We start from the raw sequence: 18214 nt of genomic DNA, 5'->3' as shown, positions 1-18214 counted from the left end.
CGTCTACCTGGACGGCACAGACTCTTTCTTCAACAACAGCCACGCCTGGGCATAATCTCCCCGATGGCGATTGGCTGCGTGATAATCCTCCCAGCCGTGGTAGTAACCGCTCAGCCAGTCCAGTTGATAGAGGTTATCGTGAAAGGCACCGCCGGTATCGGCCAGCACCGTCAGCCGCAACACCGGCTTTCCGGCTTCTTCGGTGCGCAATAAAATCAGCCGCCCAAGCCCGAGTTGGAAGATATCCCCTGCTACTGTTACCAGGGGCTTCACCGGGATTTTATAATCCGCATCCTTGCCATAACCCAGCACGCCCGGTACCTCCTTGAAATACCAGTAACGCTCCTGTTCTTCAGGTTTGCGGGTGCGGTCATAAGCTACCCCATTATTGCGGTGCACATTGAAATAGCGGCGCCGGCCGTCCTCATCATTAACGACTGCAGTGCCCTGCAACAGGGCGCCTTCCAGGTCTGCCCGGTTAAGCCAGACCAACGGTGGCGCCAGTCTGGCGAGGTGGCCTGCGCTATCGGCATTCTTCTCCAGTTCAATGATACGCTGCTTGCCATGGGCGTAGCGGGTGATTGTGTCCTTGCGGGCGTCGGCGACGCTTAATGACAACCCCGCTTCATCGTGGGGCAAACCATACAGGGCATGGGGCTTACTTGTGGTTTGCCCTGGGCTGCCTTCCGCCAGCCGCACATAATACTTGGTAAGTAGTAGCTTATCGGCGGGAAGCTTCTGCAAAAGCGGCTTGGCATCACTGAGCGCCGCGGCCCCGGCCTGGTCGGGGTGCCATTTTACCAGGTCAAAATGCTGTTCAATAAAGGTGGGGTCGACAAGGCGCGAGGTTTGGCCGCGGCTGCTGTCCTCGTCGTGGACGGCACAGATAAATGCCAGCGTATCCCGAATACGCTCGGCCGGCACCCGGCCAGCCTTGTAGGTGCCACCATGGATGGCGGCCGGGTCATACGCCTGTCCCCGGGCCAGGTAGGCGCCGGTTTCGTGCGCAACATCGCACAGTGCACTGGAGTGGTCCGGCCAATCGCCTTTGGGAATGGTGGCAGCCGGGGCAAAACCCGGGGCGGCAAATGTGTAAGCGCTGGCCAACAGGGTGGTACAAAACGCGAGCGGGGTAGCGTAACTCATTCGGGGCAATTACCTTTAAAAGGACTGGATAAACAATAGTCTACGCGATTACAGTACAAGTTGAGGGATAACATATAATGTTATCCGGAGATATTTGCTCAGGCGATAGGATTCTGTCCCAGGCGGCCTGGGGTCGTGACCGGAGACCATAATGCCCTCGCATTCAGAAAAGAATGACGCAACAGCCCAAGCTTCCACGGAAGGGAAAGAGTCTGAAGCCAGCCCTTTCCCGATTGTCGGCATCGGCGCCTCCGCCGGCGGACTGCCTGCATTTGAAGCCTTTTTTTCGGGTTTTTCGGATGGCGCCGTCCCAGGTATGGCTTTTGTGGTGGTGCAGCACCTGGATCCCACTCACAAGAGCATGCTCACCGAACTGGTGGGACGCTATACCAACATGCAGGTACTCGAGGTTGAGGACGGCATGGCGGTTAAGGTCAATAGCGTTCATATTATGCCGCCAGGTCGCGATATGGCAATAAATAACGGCGCTCTGCAATTGTTTGAGCCTTCTGCGCCGCGCGGTCAGCGTTTGCCCATTGATTTCTTCTTGCGCTCTCTTGCCGCTGACCAGCGGGAGTGGGCGGTGGCCATCATCCTCTCGGGGACCGGCTGCGATGGCACCCAGGGTTTGCGGGCCATCAAGGGCGAGGGTGGGATGGCAATGGCGCAAAGCCCGAATTCCTGTGAGTTTGATGGCATGCCGCGCAGTGCACTGGCTACCGGTCTCGTCGATTACGAACTGCCGCCCGGAAAGATGCCCCAGGAGCTCATGGCGTACGCGGAACGGGCATTCGATAAACTGGCCATAACGACTGCAAAGGCTCCGGGAAAGGCCCAGGCTTCACTTAAGAAAGTCTTTGGCCTGCTGCACACTCAAACCAGGCATGACTTTTCGCAATACAAAACCAGTACGATTTACCGACGTATCGAGCGGCGTATGGCGGTACAGCAGTTCGAATCGATCGACCGCTATGCGGCATACCTGAAGGAACATCCTGCGGAGGTAGAAGCCCTGTTTGGGGATCTGCTCATCGGGGTCACCAATTTTTTTCGAGATCCCGCGGTATTCGAAACCCTGGCAGCGAAGGTTATTCCCGCATTATTTGCCGACAAGTCTTCCAAAGCCGCTATTCGGGTGTGGGTTCCAGGTTGTTCAACCGGTGAAGAGGCTTATTCGCTCGCGATGTTACTGGTTGAATACATGGAAACGCTTAACACCGGGCGTACACTGCAGGTTTTTGCAACCGATATTGATCCACAGGCCGTTGCCACTGCTCGCACCGGTCTCTATCCCGCCAGCATTACCGCGGACGTATCAAGCGAACGCCTGGCCCGTTTCTTCAGGTATGACGAGGAAAATGACGGATACCGTATTAAAAAGGATATCCGGAGCCTGCTGATCTTTTCAGACCAGAACGTGATTCGCGACCCACCGTTTTCGAAAATGGATCTGATCAGCTGTCGCAACCTGCTGATTTATATGGGCGCAGAACTGCAGAAGAAGGTCATTCCCCTGTTTCACTATGCGCTGAAGCCCGGTGGTTGGCTGTTCCTGGGTACTTCGGAGGGGGTGGGAGAGTTTGAAACCCTGTTCGATGTGGTTGACCGTAAAGCTAAAATCTATCAGCGTAAAAGGTCTTCCAACGGTGGGGAGTTGGCAGCCTTTGGGCGCTTTGTGCCGTCAATCGACTCGACTGAACCGTCAGCCTCTGCACCGCCGATAGAGCACAGTGAGCCCAGGTCTTCTTTTGCGCCACGCGGTTCCCTGCGGGAGACTACCGAGCAGGCCTTGCTGCAGGAGATTGTTGCGGCGGGAATCCTGGTGGATAAGGAGGGTGATATTCTCTACCTGCACGGTCGTACTGGCTTGTTCCTGGAGCCGGCACCGGGTGAGGCCGGGGTTAATAACATCATCAAAATGGCCCGACAGGGTCTGCGTCCCGCCCTTGGCCCGGCCCTGCACCAGGCGGCAAAAAACAGGGACAGGGTTATTTCACCGGACCTGCGGGTCAAGACCAATGGCCATTTCACTACGGTTAACCTCACGGTGCGCCCGGTGACCAGCGGTTCCGGTGCCAGTCGCGAAGAGCCGTTGTTCCTGGTTATCTTGCAGGAGACGCAGCATCCTTTGCCGCTGGGGCTTGCGGCGGAACCGGTCGATTCCGCAACGACTGAAACGCCGGAGGCAGAGTCCGGGTCCGCCAGTGCGAAAGCGCGTATCGCGGCTCTCAAACACGAGCTGCGCAGCAAGGAGGAATATCTCCAGAGCACGATTGAAGAGCTCGAGACCTCCGGCGAAGAGCTCAAATCCTCAAATGAAGAAATGCAGTCTGTCAATGAGGAGCTACAATCTGCCAATGAGGAGCTGGAGACGTCCAAGGAGGAGCTGCAGTCGGTGAACGAGGAGCTGGCTACCGTCAATACCGAGTTGCAGACCAAAGTGACCGATTTGTTGCGAGCCAACAATGACATGAACAACTTGCTGGCCGGCACTGGTATCGGTACGGTATTCGTTGACCATGATCTGCGCATTCTTCGTTACACGCCGACGGCCAGCGTGATTATCAACCTTATTCCGTCCGATGTGGGTCGGCCGGTGGCGCACCTGGCATCGAATCTGGTCGGCTATGACAGCCTGGTGCGGGATGTGCAGTCAGTGCTCGATACCCTGGTAAGCAAGGAGGTGGAAGTGCAGGCCTCAGATGGTCACAGTTACACCATGCGTATTTTGCCCTATCGGACACTGGATAACGTGATTGAAGGGGCGGTGATTACGTTCCTGGATATCACTGAAATTAACCGCGCGCGCAATGCCCTGCGCGAGGCCAACCGTGAGCTGCAACGTCTGGCGGTCGTGGTGCACGACGCTCGCGATGCGATCACGGTTTACGATCTGACCGGCAAGACCCTGGCCTGGAACCCGGGCGCAGAGAAGCTTTACGGTTGGACGGAAGCCGAGGCACTGGTGATGAACCTGCGCGATCGTCTACCGTTGGGCCTGCGCGACGAGGTATTGCAGACCCTGGATCGCCTGAGTCGGGCTGAAACGCTGGAACCCTACCGTACCCGACGGCTGACCAAAAGTGGCGAGGAGGTGGAGGTATCGGTGATTTCCACCGCGCTATTCAACGATGCCGGAGAGATGTACGCTATTTCAACCACGGAACGCGCTATGGGGAGTGTTCCGTAATCTTCTGTGTACCGTATGAGTTTTCTGATGCCGGAGTTTCCGGGGTTGGCTGCGCGGGGTGCGCTCAATGACAGACGATGACAGGCAAACACCAGACGAGAAAGCCGAACTGCGCCGCCGCGCGGAGCGGGCTCTGGAGCAAAAGTCCGGCGAGCCGCCGGCAAGCTGGACCGAGCTGAGTCCGGAGACGATGCGCTCGCTGTTGCACGAACTGCATGTGCACCAGGTAGAGCTGGAGATGCAGAACGAGGAGCTGAGGAAGATCCAGCATGAACTTGCTCTATCCCGGGAACGGTATTTCGAGCTCTACGATGTCGCCCCGGTAGGGTATGTGTCAGTCAGTGGAAAGGGGCTGGTTCTCGAAGCGAACCTCACCTTTGCCAGGTTAGTGCGGCTAGCGCCGGAGGAGCTGGTCAATCGCCCTTTTTCCCGGTTTGTTCTCTGGGATGACCAGGATGCATTTTACCTGCTGCGCAAACAGGTACTCGATACCCCGGCCAGAGTGATATCCCGGGCCTTGAAGGGAACCGGCTTTGGTTTGGGCGGTATACGGAAGCCGGAGGAGTCGCCCTCCTGCGAGTTGCGTATGGTACGCAGCGATGGCAGCGAATTTTGGGCCAAGCTCATTGCTACGGTTGCCAAGGACGGCGAGCCGGAGGACAGTATCTGGGTCGTGGTGACCGATATTAGTGGCCGCCACATGGAGCGCAAGCTGCGCTGACAAAGTTGCAGGTAACAGTGTGTCGCCGACCGGTGTGGCACCTGTCGTTAATATTCACATCTTTACCATGAAAATATTAAAAAACTATAAAAAACAAGGCGTTAAAGTTCTTTTTTAGCGCTTTGACATGTCTGATATTAGCTTTTTATCTCATTATGACAAATCCTTCATGATCCGAAACGCGCGGGTTTCGGTATATGTGTTACCATTTGTGAATTGTGGTAACACTTAGGGTGCAGGCCGGGTTGTCCGGTGCTGGCCTCGGCAAGAGAAGGAGAACGGTAATGAGAAGGTTGGCTGGAATAGCCATGTACGGCGCACTGGCAGTCGCGGCTGCAACAAGCGGCATGGCCCTTGCGCAGTCCCCCGCGGCAGCTGAGTCTGCTCTGCAGTTGGCAATGAATGATGCCCCGGTAACAACGACCTGGCGCAAGCTGCAGGTGCGGATGAATGATTCGGTACCAACCCGGGTAATTGAGGTCCAGTTGTCCGACGCTGCCTTAGAGTTGACGGAAAAGCTGGATGCGCAGCTGGAAGCCCGACTTGCGCGCGAGCTTGATGTATCGATCTGATGTGATGTAACCATCCGTAACCCGGCGCCCAACGGCTCCGGGTTTTTTTTCGCCTGCTATATTCAGTAGTCATCAACGCAAAGGAGATTTGACATGCTGGAACCCCTGGGGGTGGAAGATGTTTACCGAGCCTGTTCAGAGGATACGCTCAACTTCGAAATCACCAGCGAGCTCGAATCGCTTGATCTGCTCTGTGGCCATGATCGAGCGCGGGATGCCCTGGGTTTCGGCAGCTCCATCAGGAGTGATGGATTCAACCTCTATGTGCTGGGTGACCCCGCTCACGGCAGGCACGATCTGGTGGGGCAGTTTCTGGCGGATCGCGCCCGGTATGAGACAACGCCCGGTGACTGGGCCTACCTCTATAACTTCGACAATCCCTCCAAACCCCGATACCTGGCGTTGCCACAGGGACTTGGCAGCAAGCTGCAGGCGGACATTGAAAAGCTGATTGACGAGTTGCGCACCGCGATCCCGGCCCTGTTTGAGAGCGAGGAGTACCAGAATCGTCTGCAGGAAATGAACCAGAGCACGAGCCAGCGGCAGCGTGAAGTGATAGAGGAGATTCGTCGCGACGCCCGTGAGCAGGGCATTCTGCTGGTATCAACCGCCAATGGGTTTACCTTTGCCCCGATTGATAACAAGGCGGATGACAAGGGTAATAACGAGGACATGATGACCCCGGAAGTTTTCCGTTCGCTGCCAAAGCAAGAGCGAGAGCGGATAGAGGCGACCGTTGAGGCGCTGCAACGCCGGCTCACCCAGGCTATCCGCCAGATGCCCATGCTGGCCAGGGAGCTGCGCGAAAAAATGGAGGCACTGAATGCGGAGATGATGGAAGCGGTAATTGGCGCACCGCTGGCAGAACTGGAGCGGCGGTACGCGGCCCAAGCGGAAGTACTTGCGCATTTCAAAGCTTGCCGCCAGGCCATCCTGTCCCACGTCAACATTTTTATCAGCGAATCACCCGAGGTGGCACCGGAGGGGTTGTTCAGCCGATTCCAGGTCAACCTGCTGGTTGATAACGCCGATACCACTGGCGCACCGGTGGTTTACCAGGATCTCCCCAGTCACCAGCATCTGGTGGGGCGTATAGAGCACCACGTACACAACGGTACACTCATCACCGACTTCTCCCTGATCCGCGCCGGTGCCCTGCACCGGGCCAACGGTGGTTACCTGGTTATTGATGTGCGCGCCCTACTGACCCAGCCCGGGGCATGGGAGACGCTGAAACGGATACTGCGAGCCAATGAAATCCGTACCGAGTCACTGGAACAGGCCTATGGCCTGATCAGTACCGTGAGCCTGGAACCGCAACCTATCCCGCTGGATGTGAAGGTGGTTTTGCTGGGTGAACGCCTGCTGTATTACCTGCTGTGCGAACACGACCCGGAGTTTCTCGAGTTGTTCAAGGTGCAGGCGGACCTGGAAGACCAGCTTGAGCGCAATCCGGCCAACCAGGGCTTTTACGCACGCATGTTAGCCACACTGGCGCGCGAGTCGGCGTTGCGGCCATTGGATCGCGGGGGTGTGGCTGCCGTCATCGAGCGCGCCAGTCGGCTTGCCAGCGACCAGTGCAAGCTCACTGCGCGACATCGCGAATTGCGCGATCTGCTGCTGGAAGCGGAGCACTGGGCCTGTGAAGCGAATTCTCCGGTGATTGGGCGCCCGCATATTGAACAGGCGGTTACCCAGCAATTGTGGCGCGCCAGTCGCCTGCGCGAGCGCAGCCACGAACTGATCCATCGCGGCACGGTAATGATCTCGACTACCGGTGCCGTTATAGGCCAGATCAATGGGTTGTCCGTGCTGAGCCTTGGCGATTTCGCTTTCGGCCAGCCTTCCCGGATCACCGCCACGGCGCGCCCCGGTAGTGGCCAGGTGATGGATATAGAGCGCGAGGCGCGAACCGGTGGCCGTATCCATTCCAAGGCGGTCATGATTATCTCCCGCTACTTCGCCAACCGCTATTCCGCAGACAAGCCCCTGTCCCTGTCCGCAAGTCTTGCCTTTGAACAGTCCTATGGCGGCGTTGAGGGTGACAGCGCCTCGGTGGCCGAGGTCTGCGCACTGATATCGGCGATTGCCGGAGTGGAGCTGAACCAGGCCTTTGCCGTGACCGGCTCTATCAACCAGCATGGGCAGGTGCAGGCAGTCGGTGCAGTCAATGAAAAAATTGAAGGCTTCTTTGATGTTTGCGCGGCGCGAGGTGATATCGAGGGTCACGCTGTACTGTTGCCCGCCACCAACGTGGAGCATCTGATGCTGAAATCGGAGGTGCGGACCGCGATCTCCAATGGGTCTTTCAGGGTTTACGCCATCGATAATGTTGACCAGGCCCTGACGCTGCTGACCGGCCTGGGCATGGACAGCATTGATGAAAAGGTGCGGGACCGGCTTGCTGCCTTCAGTGAAGCCGTAAAAGAGGCAAAGACCGATAACGGCGGCAAAGACCGGGAGGATGGCAATGACGAGTGAGATTGAACCCGCGCAACGCTCTGCTCGCAGAGTGCTGGCCCTACTCGATGCATCGCGGCACAGCCTGGCGGCGTTGCGTGCGGCTGTGGAACTCGCGACGCTACGCCAGGAAGAGCTGGTAGCGTTATTTGTTGAAGATATGGATCTGCTCCATTCCGCCGGATTTCCGTTTGCGCTGGAGGTAGGGGGACACTCGGGGCTGACCCGGCCGCTGTCACCGGAACAGGTGGAATCCAGCCTTGGCCGACAGCGCGAGCGAGTCACACATGCCCTGGCCGAGGCGGTGAAGGGCCGTCAAATTCATCACTCATTGCGCGTAAGCCGGGGCAGAATCGTGACCGAGGCCTTATCCCTGGCGGCGCCCGGTGATCTGGTGGTGCTCGGGAAAGCCAGTAGTGCAGGGCATTACGGCGGTGTGCGCCTGGGGTCAACGTGTCGTGCCCTGATTCTGCAGGCGCCGTGCATGGTGCTTATCTGGGATGAGCGCCGGCCGCTCAATCACGGCCCGTTACGGGTATTGTCGGATCATGTTCCGGAAGGCTTGCTGGGATTGCCGCTGTGTGATCGGGTGGAGCAGTTGCCAGCGCAAAATGCAGCCTCCCTGGAGCGCACTCTGGCGGACGCCCGCAGCGGCGCTCTGCTGCTGCATCGCGCGGAACTCGACCGTCTCTGCGGGCAGGACCCCGACCTGCTGGCGAGAATACCGGTGCCCATTATCGTGGTGCCGGATCCGTCGTAACATCGGCCATCCGCTGCCTGTAGTCCCAGGTGAACAGGCGTTCAGGTGTGATGGTCAGTAGCATTTCCTCGTCCTTGCGGGATAACAGCCAGTTGCCGACTCTGGACTCCTGGTCACCCAGGTAACGATCAAGCAAGGCCTCCAGCACATCGCTGTCGCCAAGGGGTGCCATGCTAACGCGCCCCTGGCCCCTGACGCCGTGATAGGGCGGATCGTTGGGTGCCAGCTCAAAGCCGGTGCGGGGGTCCCGCTCGATCAGTCGCACAAGTGCGGAGTTGCGGTGAGACACGCATTGCAGGGTGCTGTTATGGAAGCGGTACCAGACGGACACTACCCGTGGGTAGCCATCAGCGCCGGTACAGGCCAGGCGCAGCGGCCAGGAGCAGTTTTGCAAAAAGGCATCAGTTTCTGCCCGCGTCCACGGGCCTTTCAGTTTTACAGACATGGTTTTACAGACATGGTTTTTTTCCCGGGAGCTGGAAAAGGGCCGCATTATTAACGTACGGGATGCTGGACAGCACAGTAATGATCTATTAAATATTGATCAGGGACAATGTTATTCATTGGTTGAATGTTCATAGTGGCTGGAGCGAGCCTGGTTTTCCAGAATATCCGATAAAAATGGAGTAGTACTGATGAAAGCAGCACCTGGCTGTAATCGGTTTGTTAACAAGTCCCCCATGGTGTTGGCCCTGCTGGCCGCTTCAACAACCCTGCCGGCTGCCGCGGTGACGTTCGACCTGGGCCCGTTTGAAGGCAACCTGAGTTCTACCCTGTCGGTGGGCGCGAGCTGGCGAACGGAAAGTGCGTCCCTGGGAGTGCTCTCGCCGGGAAACACGAATGGCCGCGGCAGTGCCTCATCCAGTACGGCCGACGATGGCAACCTGAACTATGACAGTGGCGATATGTTCTCCCTGCTGTTCAAGGGTGTCCACGATCTTGAATTGAGCAAAGACAACTACGGGTTCTTTACCCGGATTAAGTACTGGTACGACTACGAGCTCGATCAAAGCACGGTGCCCCACGGCCATGCCGCCAATGATTACGTGCCCAATGCCACCCTGGATATGTCCGGCTTTGAGAATCTTGCCCAGGAACAGGGCATTGAATTCCTTGATTACTATCTTTACGGAGGCTTTGATCTCGGCACCATGCCGCTGGAGTTGCGGGCGGGCAATATGGTGTTGAGCTGGGGGGAAAGTACCTTTATCCAGAACGGCGTCAATGTTATCAACCCGTTTGATGTCACCGCACTGCGCAAACCGGGGTCTGAGGTCAAGGAAGCGCTGCTGCCCGTGGGCATGGTATATGCCAATCTGGGCGTTACTTTCGATCTCAGTGTGGAAGGCTTTTACCAGTACAACTGGGAGCGTACCATTCTGGACGAATGCGGTACGTACTGGAACTCAGCTGACCCTTACGGTGGAGGCTGTGATTACCTGACCATTTCGACTGCCGTACCCGACGGTGCGCAACAGGATCTGGGCCTGACTTTACCGCGGGGAGATGATCGGGAAGCGTCGGACTCAGGGCAGTGGGGCCTGGCCCTGCGTTATTTCGTGGAGCCCCTGAATTCCACGGAATTTGGCCTTTACTACATGAATTACCACAGCCGTACGCCAATCCTGAGTGCAACCAATGCCACGGAGAACTTCGGCCTGCCGGTAAACTTCGGCGCCAACCCGGACTTTTTCTTTGAGTTTCCGGAAGATATTGAATTGTGGGGCCTCACCTTCGTTACCAACCTGGGTAGCTGGGCGATATCGGGTGAGCTGAGCCACCGCCCGGACTTTCCCCTGCAGATCAACACCACCGAGATTCTACAGGCAGTCTCCCTGGGCACGGCAGCGGAGTGGTCACGGGTATTGCCGCGCTCGCTGGAAGCGGGCCCGGGCGGCACCTTGTCGGGTTTTGACAATGTCTCCTATACCCAATACCAGATGACCTTTATCCAGTTCTTTGACCAGGTTCTTGGCGCCCAGCGGCTGTCCTTCGCCGGCGAAATCGGTGGGGTATGGCTGGGTGGCATGGACAGCAACCAGAACTATGGCCGCTCACCGGCTTACGGTGTTGGTGAATTCGAGCCGTTTGAAAGTGACTTCTTTCTCTGGCCAGGCTCACCGGTAGCGTGTGACTCGCACCCGGCCGCCGAGGCATTCGCCGGTATACGCCCGAATACAAACAGCAGTTATTGTAATAGTGACGGCTTCACCGATGATTTTTCCTGGGGCTATCGCGTTCGCGCCAGTCTCGATTATACGGATGTCTTGGCGGGCATTAACATGACCCCGAATGTGGCGTGGTCCCACGATGTGAGCGGTAATTCACCGGCACCCAATTTCATTGAAGACCGAATTGCGGTGAGCGTCGGGGTGATCGCCGACTACCTGAATATTTATCGCGCGGAGATTTCCTACACCAGCTTTTTTAACGCGGACTATGATGAACAGGAAGATCGGGATTTCCTCTCACTGAGCTTCTCGGTAGCGTTCTGAATGGTAACAACTGGAGTGCATGCATGAATAAGACACTGGTAACCCTGGGACTTGGCGCGTTGTTGGGGCTCGGCAGCGGGCTGAGTCTGGCGAAGATCAGCCCGGAGCAGGCGGCAAAACTGGGCGGCGATGAACTCACCCCGGTGGGCGCGGAGCGAGCGGGTAATGCGGCAGGTACAATTCCTCCATGGGAGGGGGGGCTTCAGGAGTTTCCGGCGGCGTACCGGGAGGGGCAGCGCCTGATCGATCCGTATGCCGATGACGAAGTACTGTTCACCATTACGGCCGATAACCTTGATGAATATGCCGACAAGCTGTCCCCCGGGCAAATGGCGTTGTTCGATCGTTACCCCGACACCTACCGCATGCCGGTCTATCCCACCCGCCGTAGCGCCCGGCTGCCGCCCAGTGAATATGACCTGATCAAGGAGTGGGCAACCAAAACAGACCTGGTGGCGGGTGGCAATGGCCTGGTGGACTTCAAGGCCAGTATCTCCTTTCCCATTCCGGCCAACGGCCTTGAAGTGATCTGGAACCACATTACCCGCTATCGTACCCCGCTGGGTGTGAAGCGGCGTTATATCCAGGCCCCGGTACAGGCGGGGGGTGCCTTTTCCCCGGTGTTGTTCGAGGAAGAGGCGCTGTTCGCCAACCGGGTTCCCGACAACCCATATCCCAACCGCCTGTTCGTTTTTCTACAGAGAGTTCTTGCGCCTGCGCGTCTTGAAGGGGATGTGTTACTGGTACACGAAAACATCAACCAGGTTAAGGAGCCTCGCTCGGCCTGGGTTTACAACGCCGGCCAGCGCCGTGTGCGCCGGGCGCCAAACATCGCCTATGACGGCCCCGGCGTAGCCGCCGATGGCCTGCGCACTGCTGATGATCTGGACATGTTCAATGGTGCCCCGGACCGCTATAACTGGGAACTGGTGGGTAAGCAGGAGCTGTATATTCCCTACAATGCCTACACTCTGCGCCGCGGTGACCTGAAGTATGATGACATCATCAAAGCCGGACACATGGACCCCCAATACCTGCGCTATGAACTGCACCGTGTATGGGTGGTAGAAGCAACATTGAAGGACGACGCTCGTCATATCTATGCTCGTCGCACCTTTTATGTTGATGAAGATACCTGGCAGATAGCAGTCGTAGACCACTATGACGGCCGCGGTGAATTATGGCGGGTGAAGGAAGGTCACAAGGTTTTGCATTACCAGGTTGCAGTGCCCTGGATTGCGGCTGAAGCCCTGCACGACCTTATCTCGGGTCGTTACATCGTCATTGGTCTGGATAACGAAGAAGATGGATACCAATACGAATTTGATTATGCGGCCAGCTTTGAAGATTTCACCCCGTCTGCCCTGCGTCGTGCCGGTCGTCGCTAGGGCCCGGCGCCTGGTGGTATGCTGCAACATCCGCCGGGTGACGCTGACCCAGTTGGCTTGCGTGTGGATGGCGGTGTGCCTGCTGCTGTCGCCACGGTTGCAGGCTGCAGAGGATTTTGCCTTCCTGCCGGCCATTGCCTTTGATGAACCGGCCCAAATGCACCTGCTCGATATTACCCGCGCCGGCGATCGCCTGGTGGCGGTGGGTGAGCGGGGCCTGGTGATTATCAGTGATGACCATGGCCGCAACTGGCGCCAGGCCGACGTACCGGTCAGTATCGCGTTGACAGCCGTTCATTTCCCCCGCCCCGATCACGGCTGGGTTGTGGGTCATGCCGGAACGATCCTCCACTCCGCAGACGGTGGTGAGAGCTGGACTCTGCAACTCGACGGCAACCAGGTGAACGCGAAATATGTCGAATATACCCTGGCGGAGGTTGAGCGGCTTGAGCAGGCCCTGATGGAAGCCACGGACGAAAGCGTCAGGGAAGCCCTGGAACTGGCGCTTGAAGATGCGACATTTGCGGCAGAGGATGCAGCGGACGCCGTGGTCATCGGCCCCGCCGATCCCTTTCTGGATGTGCTGTTTACCTCCGCCGAGGCCGGGTTTGCGGTAGGTGCCTACGGCATGCTCTACCGCACCGCCGATGGCGGGGCCAACTGGGATATTGCGATTGCCGGCATAGACAATGCCTACCGTTATCATTATTACGACATTGCCTCGGCTGCGGATGGGCGTCTTTATCTCAGCGGTGAAGCCGGCTTGCTCTATTACTCAGGCGATAACGGTATTACCTGGGAGCGGGTAGAAGGTGTGTACGACGGCACCCTGTTCGGCGTACTGGCGCGTGCCAAAGACGTGCTCGCCTTCGGTTTACGAGGTCACATATTCCGCTCCCTCGATGGCGGCCGGAGTTGGGTGGAGCTTGAAAATCCCGGTCGCTCAAGTTTTTATGGTGGCACCCTGCTCGAGGATGGCAACGCGCTGTTAGTGGGAGCGGGTGGCACGATCCTCGTCCCCGATACGGAAAGCAGGACCGTGCAGCGCTGGCAGCATCCCTCGCGAGCAACCCTGTCATCGGCGGTACAAAACGCCCAGGGTGATGTCCTGTTGGTCGGGATGGGTGGACTGGTACCCCTGGCAGAGGCAGAACCGCTGTGACGGAACATGAAAGTATCAAAGTAGAACCGGAAGACGGGCGTATACGGCCCTGGCTGGGCACACTCCTGATGCGGGTGCGGTTGCCGCTTATTATATTGCTGGCTGTGGTTACCGCTTTTTTTGCCTGGCAGGCCAGCCAGCTGAAGCCCGACGCGAGCTTCGAGAAAATGCTGCCGGTACTGCATCCCTATATCCAGAATTTCCTGAAGCGTCAGGATGAGCTCAAAGGCCTTGGCAACTCGGTGAGGATCATCGTTCAAACCACCGAAGATGATATTTTCACCGCCGAATACCAGGATTTGCTTAAGCGTATCACCGACGAGGTCTTTTACGTTAAAGGCGTCGATCGCTCGGCCCTGCAATCCCTGTGGACCCCCAACACACGCTGGATGGAAGTCACCGAAGAGGGCTTTGTGGGTGGTTCCGTCATTCCCGACGACTACGACGGCACTGAGCGAACCCTGGAGAAGCTACGCCAGAATGTACTCAAGTCCGGACAGATAGGGCGCCTGGTAGCCAATGATTTCAAGTCCACCATCATTGTCGCACCGCTGCTCGAGATCGACCCGGAAACCGGCGAGCGGCTTGATTACCGCCGGTTCTCGCAGGATCTCGAAAAAATGGTACGGGATAAGTACCAGTCCGACACCATCACCATTCGTATCACCGGCTTTGCCAAACTGATTGGTGACCTGATTGAAGGCGCCACCCTGGTGGGGTTGTTCTTCCTGGTGGCTTTTGCCATCACTGCGATCATGCTGTTCATTTACTCCCGCTGTGGCTGGCTGACCTCGGCGGCCCTGCTGTGCTCAACGGTTGCGGTGGTCTGGCAGATGGGCCTGCTCAAGGTCATGGGAATGGGGCTGGACCCTTACTCGATGCTGGTGCCGTTTCTGGTGTTTGCCGTGGGTGTCAGCCACTCGGTACAGATCATCAATCGCTTTGGCCATTTCATATACCATAAAGTGTCGCGAGTTGAAGCGGCGCGGTTAACCTTCATCCGGCTGTCCAAGCCGGGATTTATCGCCCTGGTGAGCGACGGTGTGGGGTTTTATACACTGCGCGTCATCGAGATTCCGGTGATCCAGGAGCTGGCCGTGGTAGCGGCTACCGGCATCGCCGTGCTGGTGCTGACCAACCTGATACTGCTGCCACTGGTGCTGAGCTTTACCGGTGTATCAGATCGCTGTATCAGCTATCGTTCAACCAAGGCGCATACCCGTTTCAGGCACTGGGAACTGCTGGCCAGGACCACACGGCGAGGCCCCGCGCTCACCATTATCGGCGTCTGTGCCGTGCTTTTTGCCGGCGGTCTTTACTACGGTCAGTTCCAGAAGATAGGTGACCTCGATCCCGGGGCACCGGAATTGCGTCCGGACTCGCGCTATAACCGCGATAACGCTTTTCTCACGGAAAATTACTCCACCAGTACTGATGTTTTTGTAGTGATGGCCAGCACCGGGGTCCAGCAATGCAGCAGTTACGAGTTCATCTCGGCGGTCAATTATTTCCAGGGCGTGATGAACACCGTGCCCGGGGTGCAGTCGGCGATGTCGGTGGTGGACGTATCCAAGCTGTCCATCCAGGGCATGAACGAGGGTAGCCCCAAATGGCACGAGATCAGCCGCAACCGGTTTATCCTCAATAATTCCCTGAGCAATGCGCCCAACAGCCTGCGCAATACCGACTGTTCAATGGTGCCGGTGATCCTGTTTCTGGATGATCACAAGGCAGATACCCTGAGCGGAGTGGTCGCCGCGGTGGAGGATTTTGCCGAGCAATACAATACCGATGCTCACCGCTTTGAAATGGCGGCGGGTAACGCCGGAGTCGAAGCGGCTACCAATATTGTTATCCGCGATGCCCAGACCAAAATGCTGTTGTGGGTCTATGGCGTAGTCATTGCGCTGTGCCTGCTTAATTTCCGGTCACTGAAAATCACGGCCTGCATCATTGTGCCTCTGGTGCTGACATCGGTGCTGGGCCAGGCGTTGATGGCCGCACTGGGCATAGGGGTAAAAGTGGCTACGCTTCCGGTTATTGCCCTGGGGGTGGGTATTGGTGTGGACTACGGTATTTACATTTACTCCGCATTGCTGACACAGATGCGTAATGAAAACTCACTGGAAAAAGCCTATTTTTACGCGCTGAAGTACAGCGGTACGGCGGTGGCTTTTACCGGCCTTACCCTGGCGGTAGGCGTGGGCACCTGGATGTTCTCACCCATCAAGTTCCAGGCTGATATGGGCCTGATGCTTACCTTCATGTTTTTCTGGAACATGCTCGGCGCACTGCTGTTCTTGCCGGCGCTGGTATGGCTTTTCAATCACCGCCAGCTGGAGGCTCAGTCAACTACCCGGTAGGCCAGTAGCAGGTTGCCGGGCAGCTGCCCGAACATGCTGTAACCGGATGACACATAGAGCCAGCGGCCGGCGACTATCTGGCCGCCGACATCGATGGCGCCACCGTGCCCCTCCAGACCGTTGCTGGCCCTCACGGGCACTGCGGTGGCTGTCTGCCACAATATGCTCCCGTCGCGCAGGTCATGCGCGCGAATCCTGCCGTCCAGCGCACCACTGAAGGCCAGCTCCGGCGTTACCGTGAGGGCGGCTGACAGCCCGTAGTAAAAAGAGCAGCGGTATTGTTCCGCCAGAGGCTGGCTTTTGCCCGAGCGTACCTGGGCCAACCCAACCAGGGGCCGGTGTTCCTGGGGAAACTCACAGTCCCGGTTAACCGGTTGTTGCCACAGCAGTTCACCGTTGCTGATATCCAAAGCATAGAGCCCCGGCGCTGGTGTATAGCCAGGGCGCTCCCTTTCAGGGTCGGCCACCGGAATGACCAGCCGGGTGCCGGACAACCCCATACCCCAGTGAATGCCGCCGTTGGTGGTACCAAGGCTCACCCGCCGACGCCAGACCAGCTCACCGGTAGCGCCAGCCGGGTCCGGGTCAAGGGCGAATACTTCACCCGATTTTTGCCCCGCCAGTAGTAGCTGACGGCCATCCGGCTGGTCGGCGATGATAACCGAAGCACCAAAATCGAAGTCGGGGCCGGGATCATCAGGGCAATTGGCGCCGTCATTCTGGCAGGCGGCGTTCCAGACATCGCCAGCGGTGGCCTGAAACTGCCACACCAGTTCACCGCTGGCAAGATCCAGCGCAATGATCGCGTCGCTGGTATCCGTGGCCGGTTCGGACAGATTCTGGCCGGTGCCGACGTAAAGGCGGTTGCGCACAGGGTCAATGGTTGGAGTAGACCAGACCACGGCGCCTGAAGGACCATACCAGTCCACGCCATCGGCGTTCTGGCCCTGCAGGGTGGCATCGGGCGTTGCGTGCCACTGCCACACGGTTTTACCGCTGTCGGCGTCCAGCGCCAGTACCGCGCCATGGGACCGGCAACACACATAATCCGGGCTGCCTGCCACGGCCACCTCATAGGACGACACCGGCACGTACAGGCGATTATTGTAATAACTGATGGAGCCGGTGACCACGGAGGTGTCGAACACTTTGGCCGATACCTGCCACACGGTGTCCAGGGTGTCGGGGTCAATGGCAAACAGGTTGGCCAGGGAGTCGGCAAAGACCAGCAGGTCGCGGCCATTCGCAAGGCGGGCCACAGTAATGGCGGAGCGTACGCCGGCCATGATTTCGGTGTGGTTGCGCACACAGCCGGTTTTTCGGTCGAGGGCATAGAGCATCCCCGCCCGGTCGCCCAGGTACAGGGTGTCGCCGATGATGGCCGGCTGGGAACGCATGTCGGTGACCCGCGGCAGGGCCAGGCTCCAGGCAAGTTCAAGGCGGCCAACATTATCCCGATCAATGCCGGCCACCGACTCGGTAACGAAGCGGCGGTTGGCCAGCCCCGATCCCCAGTTCCCTGCGAGAACGGTTTTATCTTTGCCTGCCGGCTCAGTACAGGCAATATCATCAGTCCAATCGTAGATGCCTTCGGCGGAGCCGGTAAGGTGCAGCGCAATCAGCCCGCGTTGCTGCCTGCTCAGGTGTGCCGCCATTGGCTGCATTTTGCCAAATTCCAGCGATACCATGATGCCCTCGCGCGACAGGTTGCCCAGGGCCTGCCGGGTAGGTGCTTTCATCGCCGGGTTATCGTGGCAGCCTGCACAATGTTGTTCATAAAGCCGGCCTCCAAAGTACTCCAGCGGCAGTTTGTCGGCATGGCGCATGGCAAAGGCCTCAAGCGACTTGCCCGGGTCCTGCAATCCCCCACTGCCGGCCAGCCACAGCGCCGCAGCACCTACGAGCAGAATCAGTAGCAACAGGGTCTTCTTCACGGCAGGCTCCGGTGTTGGCAGGC

Annotated in this window: 12 protein-coding genes; 9 read left to right on the top strand and 3 right to left on the bottom strand. The window is 58.0% G+C overall.

The features are described 5' to 3' along the window. Positions 1-3: 3 nt before the first annotated feature. Positions 4-1146 (bottom strand): MltA domain-containing protein, encoded by a 1143-nt coding sequence (locus tag CWI75_RS12085; protein WP_101521737.1) that lies wholly within the window; start codon positions 1144-1146, stop codon positions 4-6. A gap of 151 nt (positions 1147-1297) precedes the next feature. Here CWI75_RS12085 and CWI75_RS12080 point away from each other — a divergent pair, with 151 nt between their 5' ends. The 5 genes from CWI75_RS12080 (at position 1298) to CWI75_RS12060 (ending at position 8849) form a co-directional block, all read left to right on the top strand. After that, positions 1298-4336: a chemotaxis protein CheB gene (locus tag CWI75_RS12080; RefSeq protein WP_101521736.1), complete on the top strand. Its 3039-nt coding sequence runs from the start codon at positions 1298-1300 to the stop codon at positions 4334-4336. A gap of 67 nt (positions 4337-4403) precedes the next feature. Continuing rightward, positions 4404-5057, top strand: a complete 654-nt coding sequence (locus CWI75_RS12075; protein WP_101521735.1) for a PAS domain-containing protein — start codon at positions 4404-4406, stop codon at positions 5055-5057. A gap of 284 nt (positions 5058-5341) precedes the next feature. Beyond that, a complete protein-coding gene (locus tag CWI75_RS12070; RefSeq protein WP_146003587.1) occupies positions 5342-5629 on the top strand; it encodes a hypothetical protein in 288 nt (95 codons plus the stop codon). Positions 5630-5722: 93 nt separating this feature from the next. Then, complete coding sequence (locus CWI75_RS12065) at positions 5723-8110, top strand: Lon protease family protein (RefSeq protein ID WP_101521733.1); 2388 nt, start codon at positions 5723-5725, stop codon at positions 8108-8110. Further along, positions 8100-8849, top strand: a complete 750-nt coding sequence (locus CWI75_RS12060; RefSeq protein WP_162300063.1) for a universal stress protein — start codon at positions 8100-8102, stop codon at positions 8847-8849. Before CWI75_RS12065 ends, CWI75_RS12060 begins: the two co-directional genes overlap by 11 nt. Here CWI75_RS12060 and CWI75_RS12055 read toward each other — a convergent pair. Next, positions 8824-9294 (bottom strand): pyridoxamine 5'-phosphate oxidase family protein, encoded by a 471-nt coding sequence (locus tag CWI75_RS12055; protein ID WP_162300062.1) that lies wholly within the window; start codon positions 9292-9294, stop codon positions 8824-8826. The two genes, CWI75_RS12060 and CWI75_RS12055, sit on opposite strands and share 26 nt — an antisense overlap. 190 nt (positions 9295-9484) lie before the next feature. On the opposite strand from CWI75_RS12055, the gene CWI75_RS12050 reads away from it, so the two are divergent. The 4 genes from CWI75_RS12050 to CWI75_RS12035 are packed head-to-tail and all read left to right on the top strand — an operon-like array spanning position 9485 to position 16257. Further along, complete coding sequence (locus CWI75_RS12050; RefSeq protein ID WP_101521730.1) at positions 9485-11344, top strand: DUF1302 domain-containing protein; 1860 nt, start codon at positions 9485-9487, stop codon at positions 11342-11344. A 23-nt stretch (positions 11345-11367) separates the two neighbouring features. Continuing rightward, positions 11368-12732 (top strand): DUF1329 domain-containing protein, encoded by a 1365-nt coding sequence (locus tag CWI75_RS12045; RefSeq protein ID WP_101521729.1) that lies wholly within the window; start codon positions 11368-11370, stop codon positions 12730-12732. Next, complete coding sequence (locus CWI75_RS12040; protein WP_162300061.1) at positions 12686-13894, top strand: WD40/YVTN/BNR-like repeat-containing protein; 1209 nt, start codon at positions 12686-12688, stop codon at positions 13892-13894. The genes CWI75_RS12045 and CWI75_RS12040 overlap by 47 nt, the downstream gene beginning before the upstream one ends. Then, complete coding sequence (locus tag CWI75_RS12035; RefSeq protein ID WP_175580217.1) at positions 13891-16257, top strand: efflux RND transporter permease subunit; 2367 nt, start codon at positions 13891-13893, stop codon at positions 16255-16257. Before CWI75_RS12040 ends, CWI75_RS12035 begins: the two co-directional genes overlap by 4 nt. Here CWI75_RS12035 and CWI75_RS12030 read toward each other — a convergent pair. Further along, entirely contained in the window at positions 16239-18191 is a 1953-nt protein-coding gene (locus tag CWI75_RS12030) for an outer membrane protein assembly factor BamB family protein (protein WP_241521195.1), read from the bottom strand. The genes CWI75_RS12035 and CWI75_RS12030 overlap by 19 nt on opposite strands. Positions 18192-18214: the final 23 nt, after the last annotated feature.

It is taken from the genome of Kineobactrum sediminis, assembly GCF_002868715.1.
Classification (GTDB): domain Bacteria; phylum Pseudomonadota; class Gammaproteobacteria; order Pseudomonadales; family Halieaceae; genus Kineobactrum; species Kineobactrum sediminis.
Note: the sequence above shows the minus strand (reverse complement) of the source record. Positions and strands in the feature narration are given on the sequence as shown.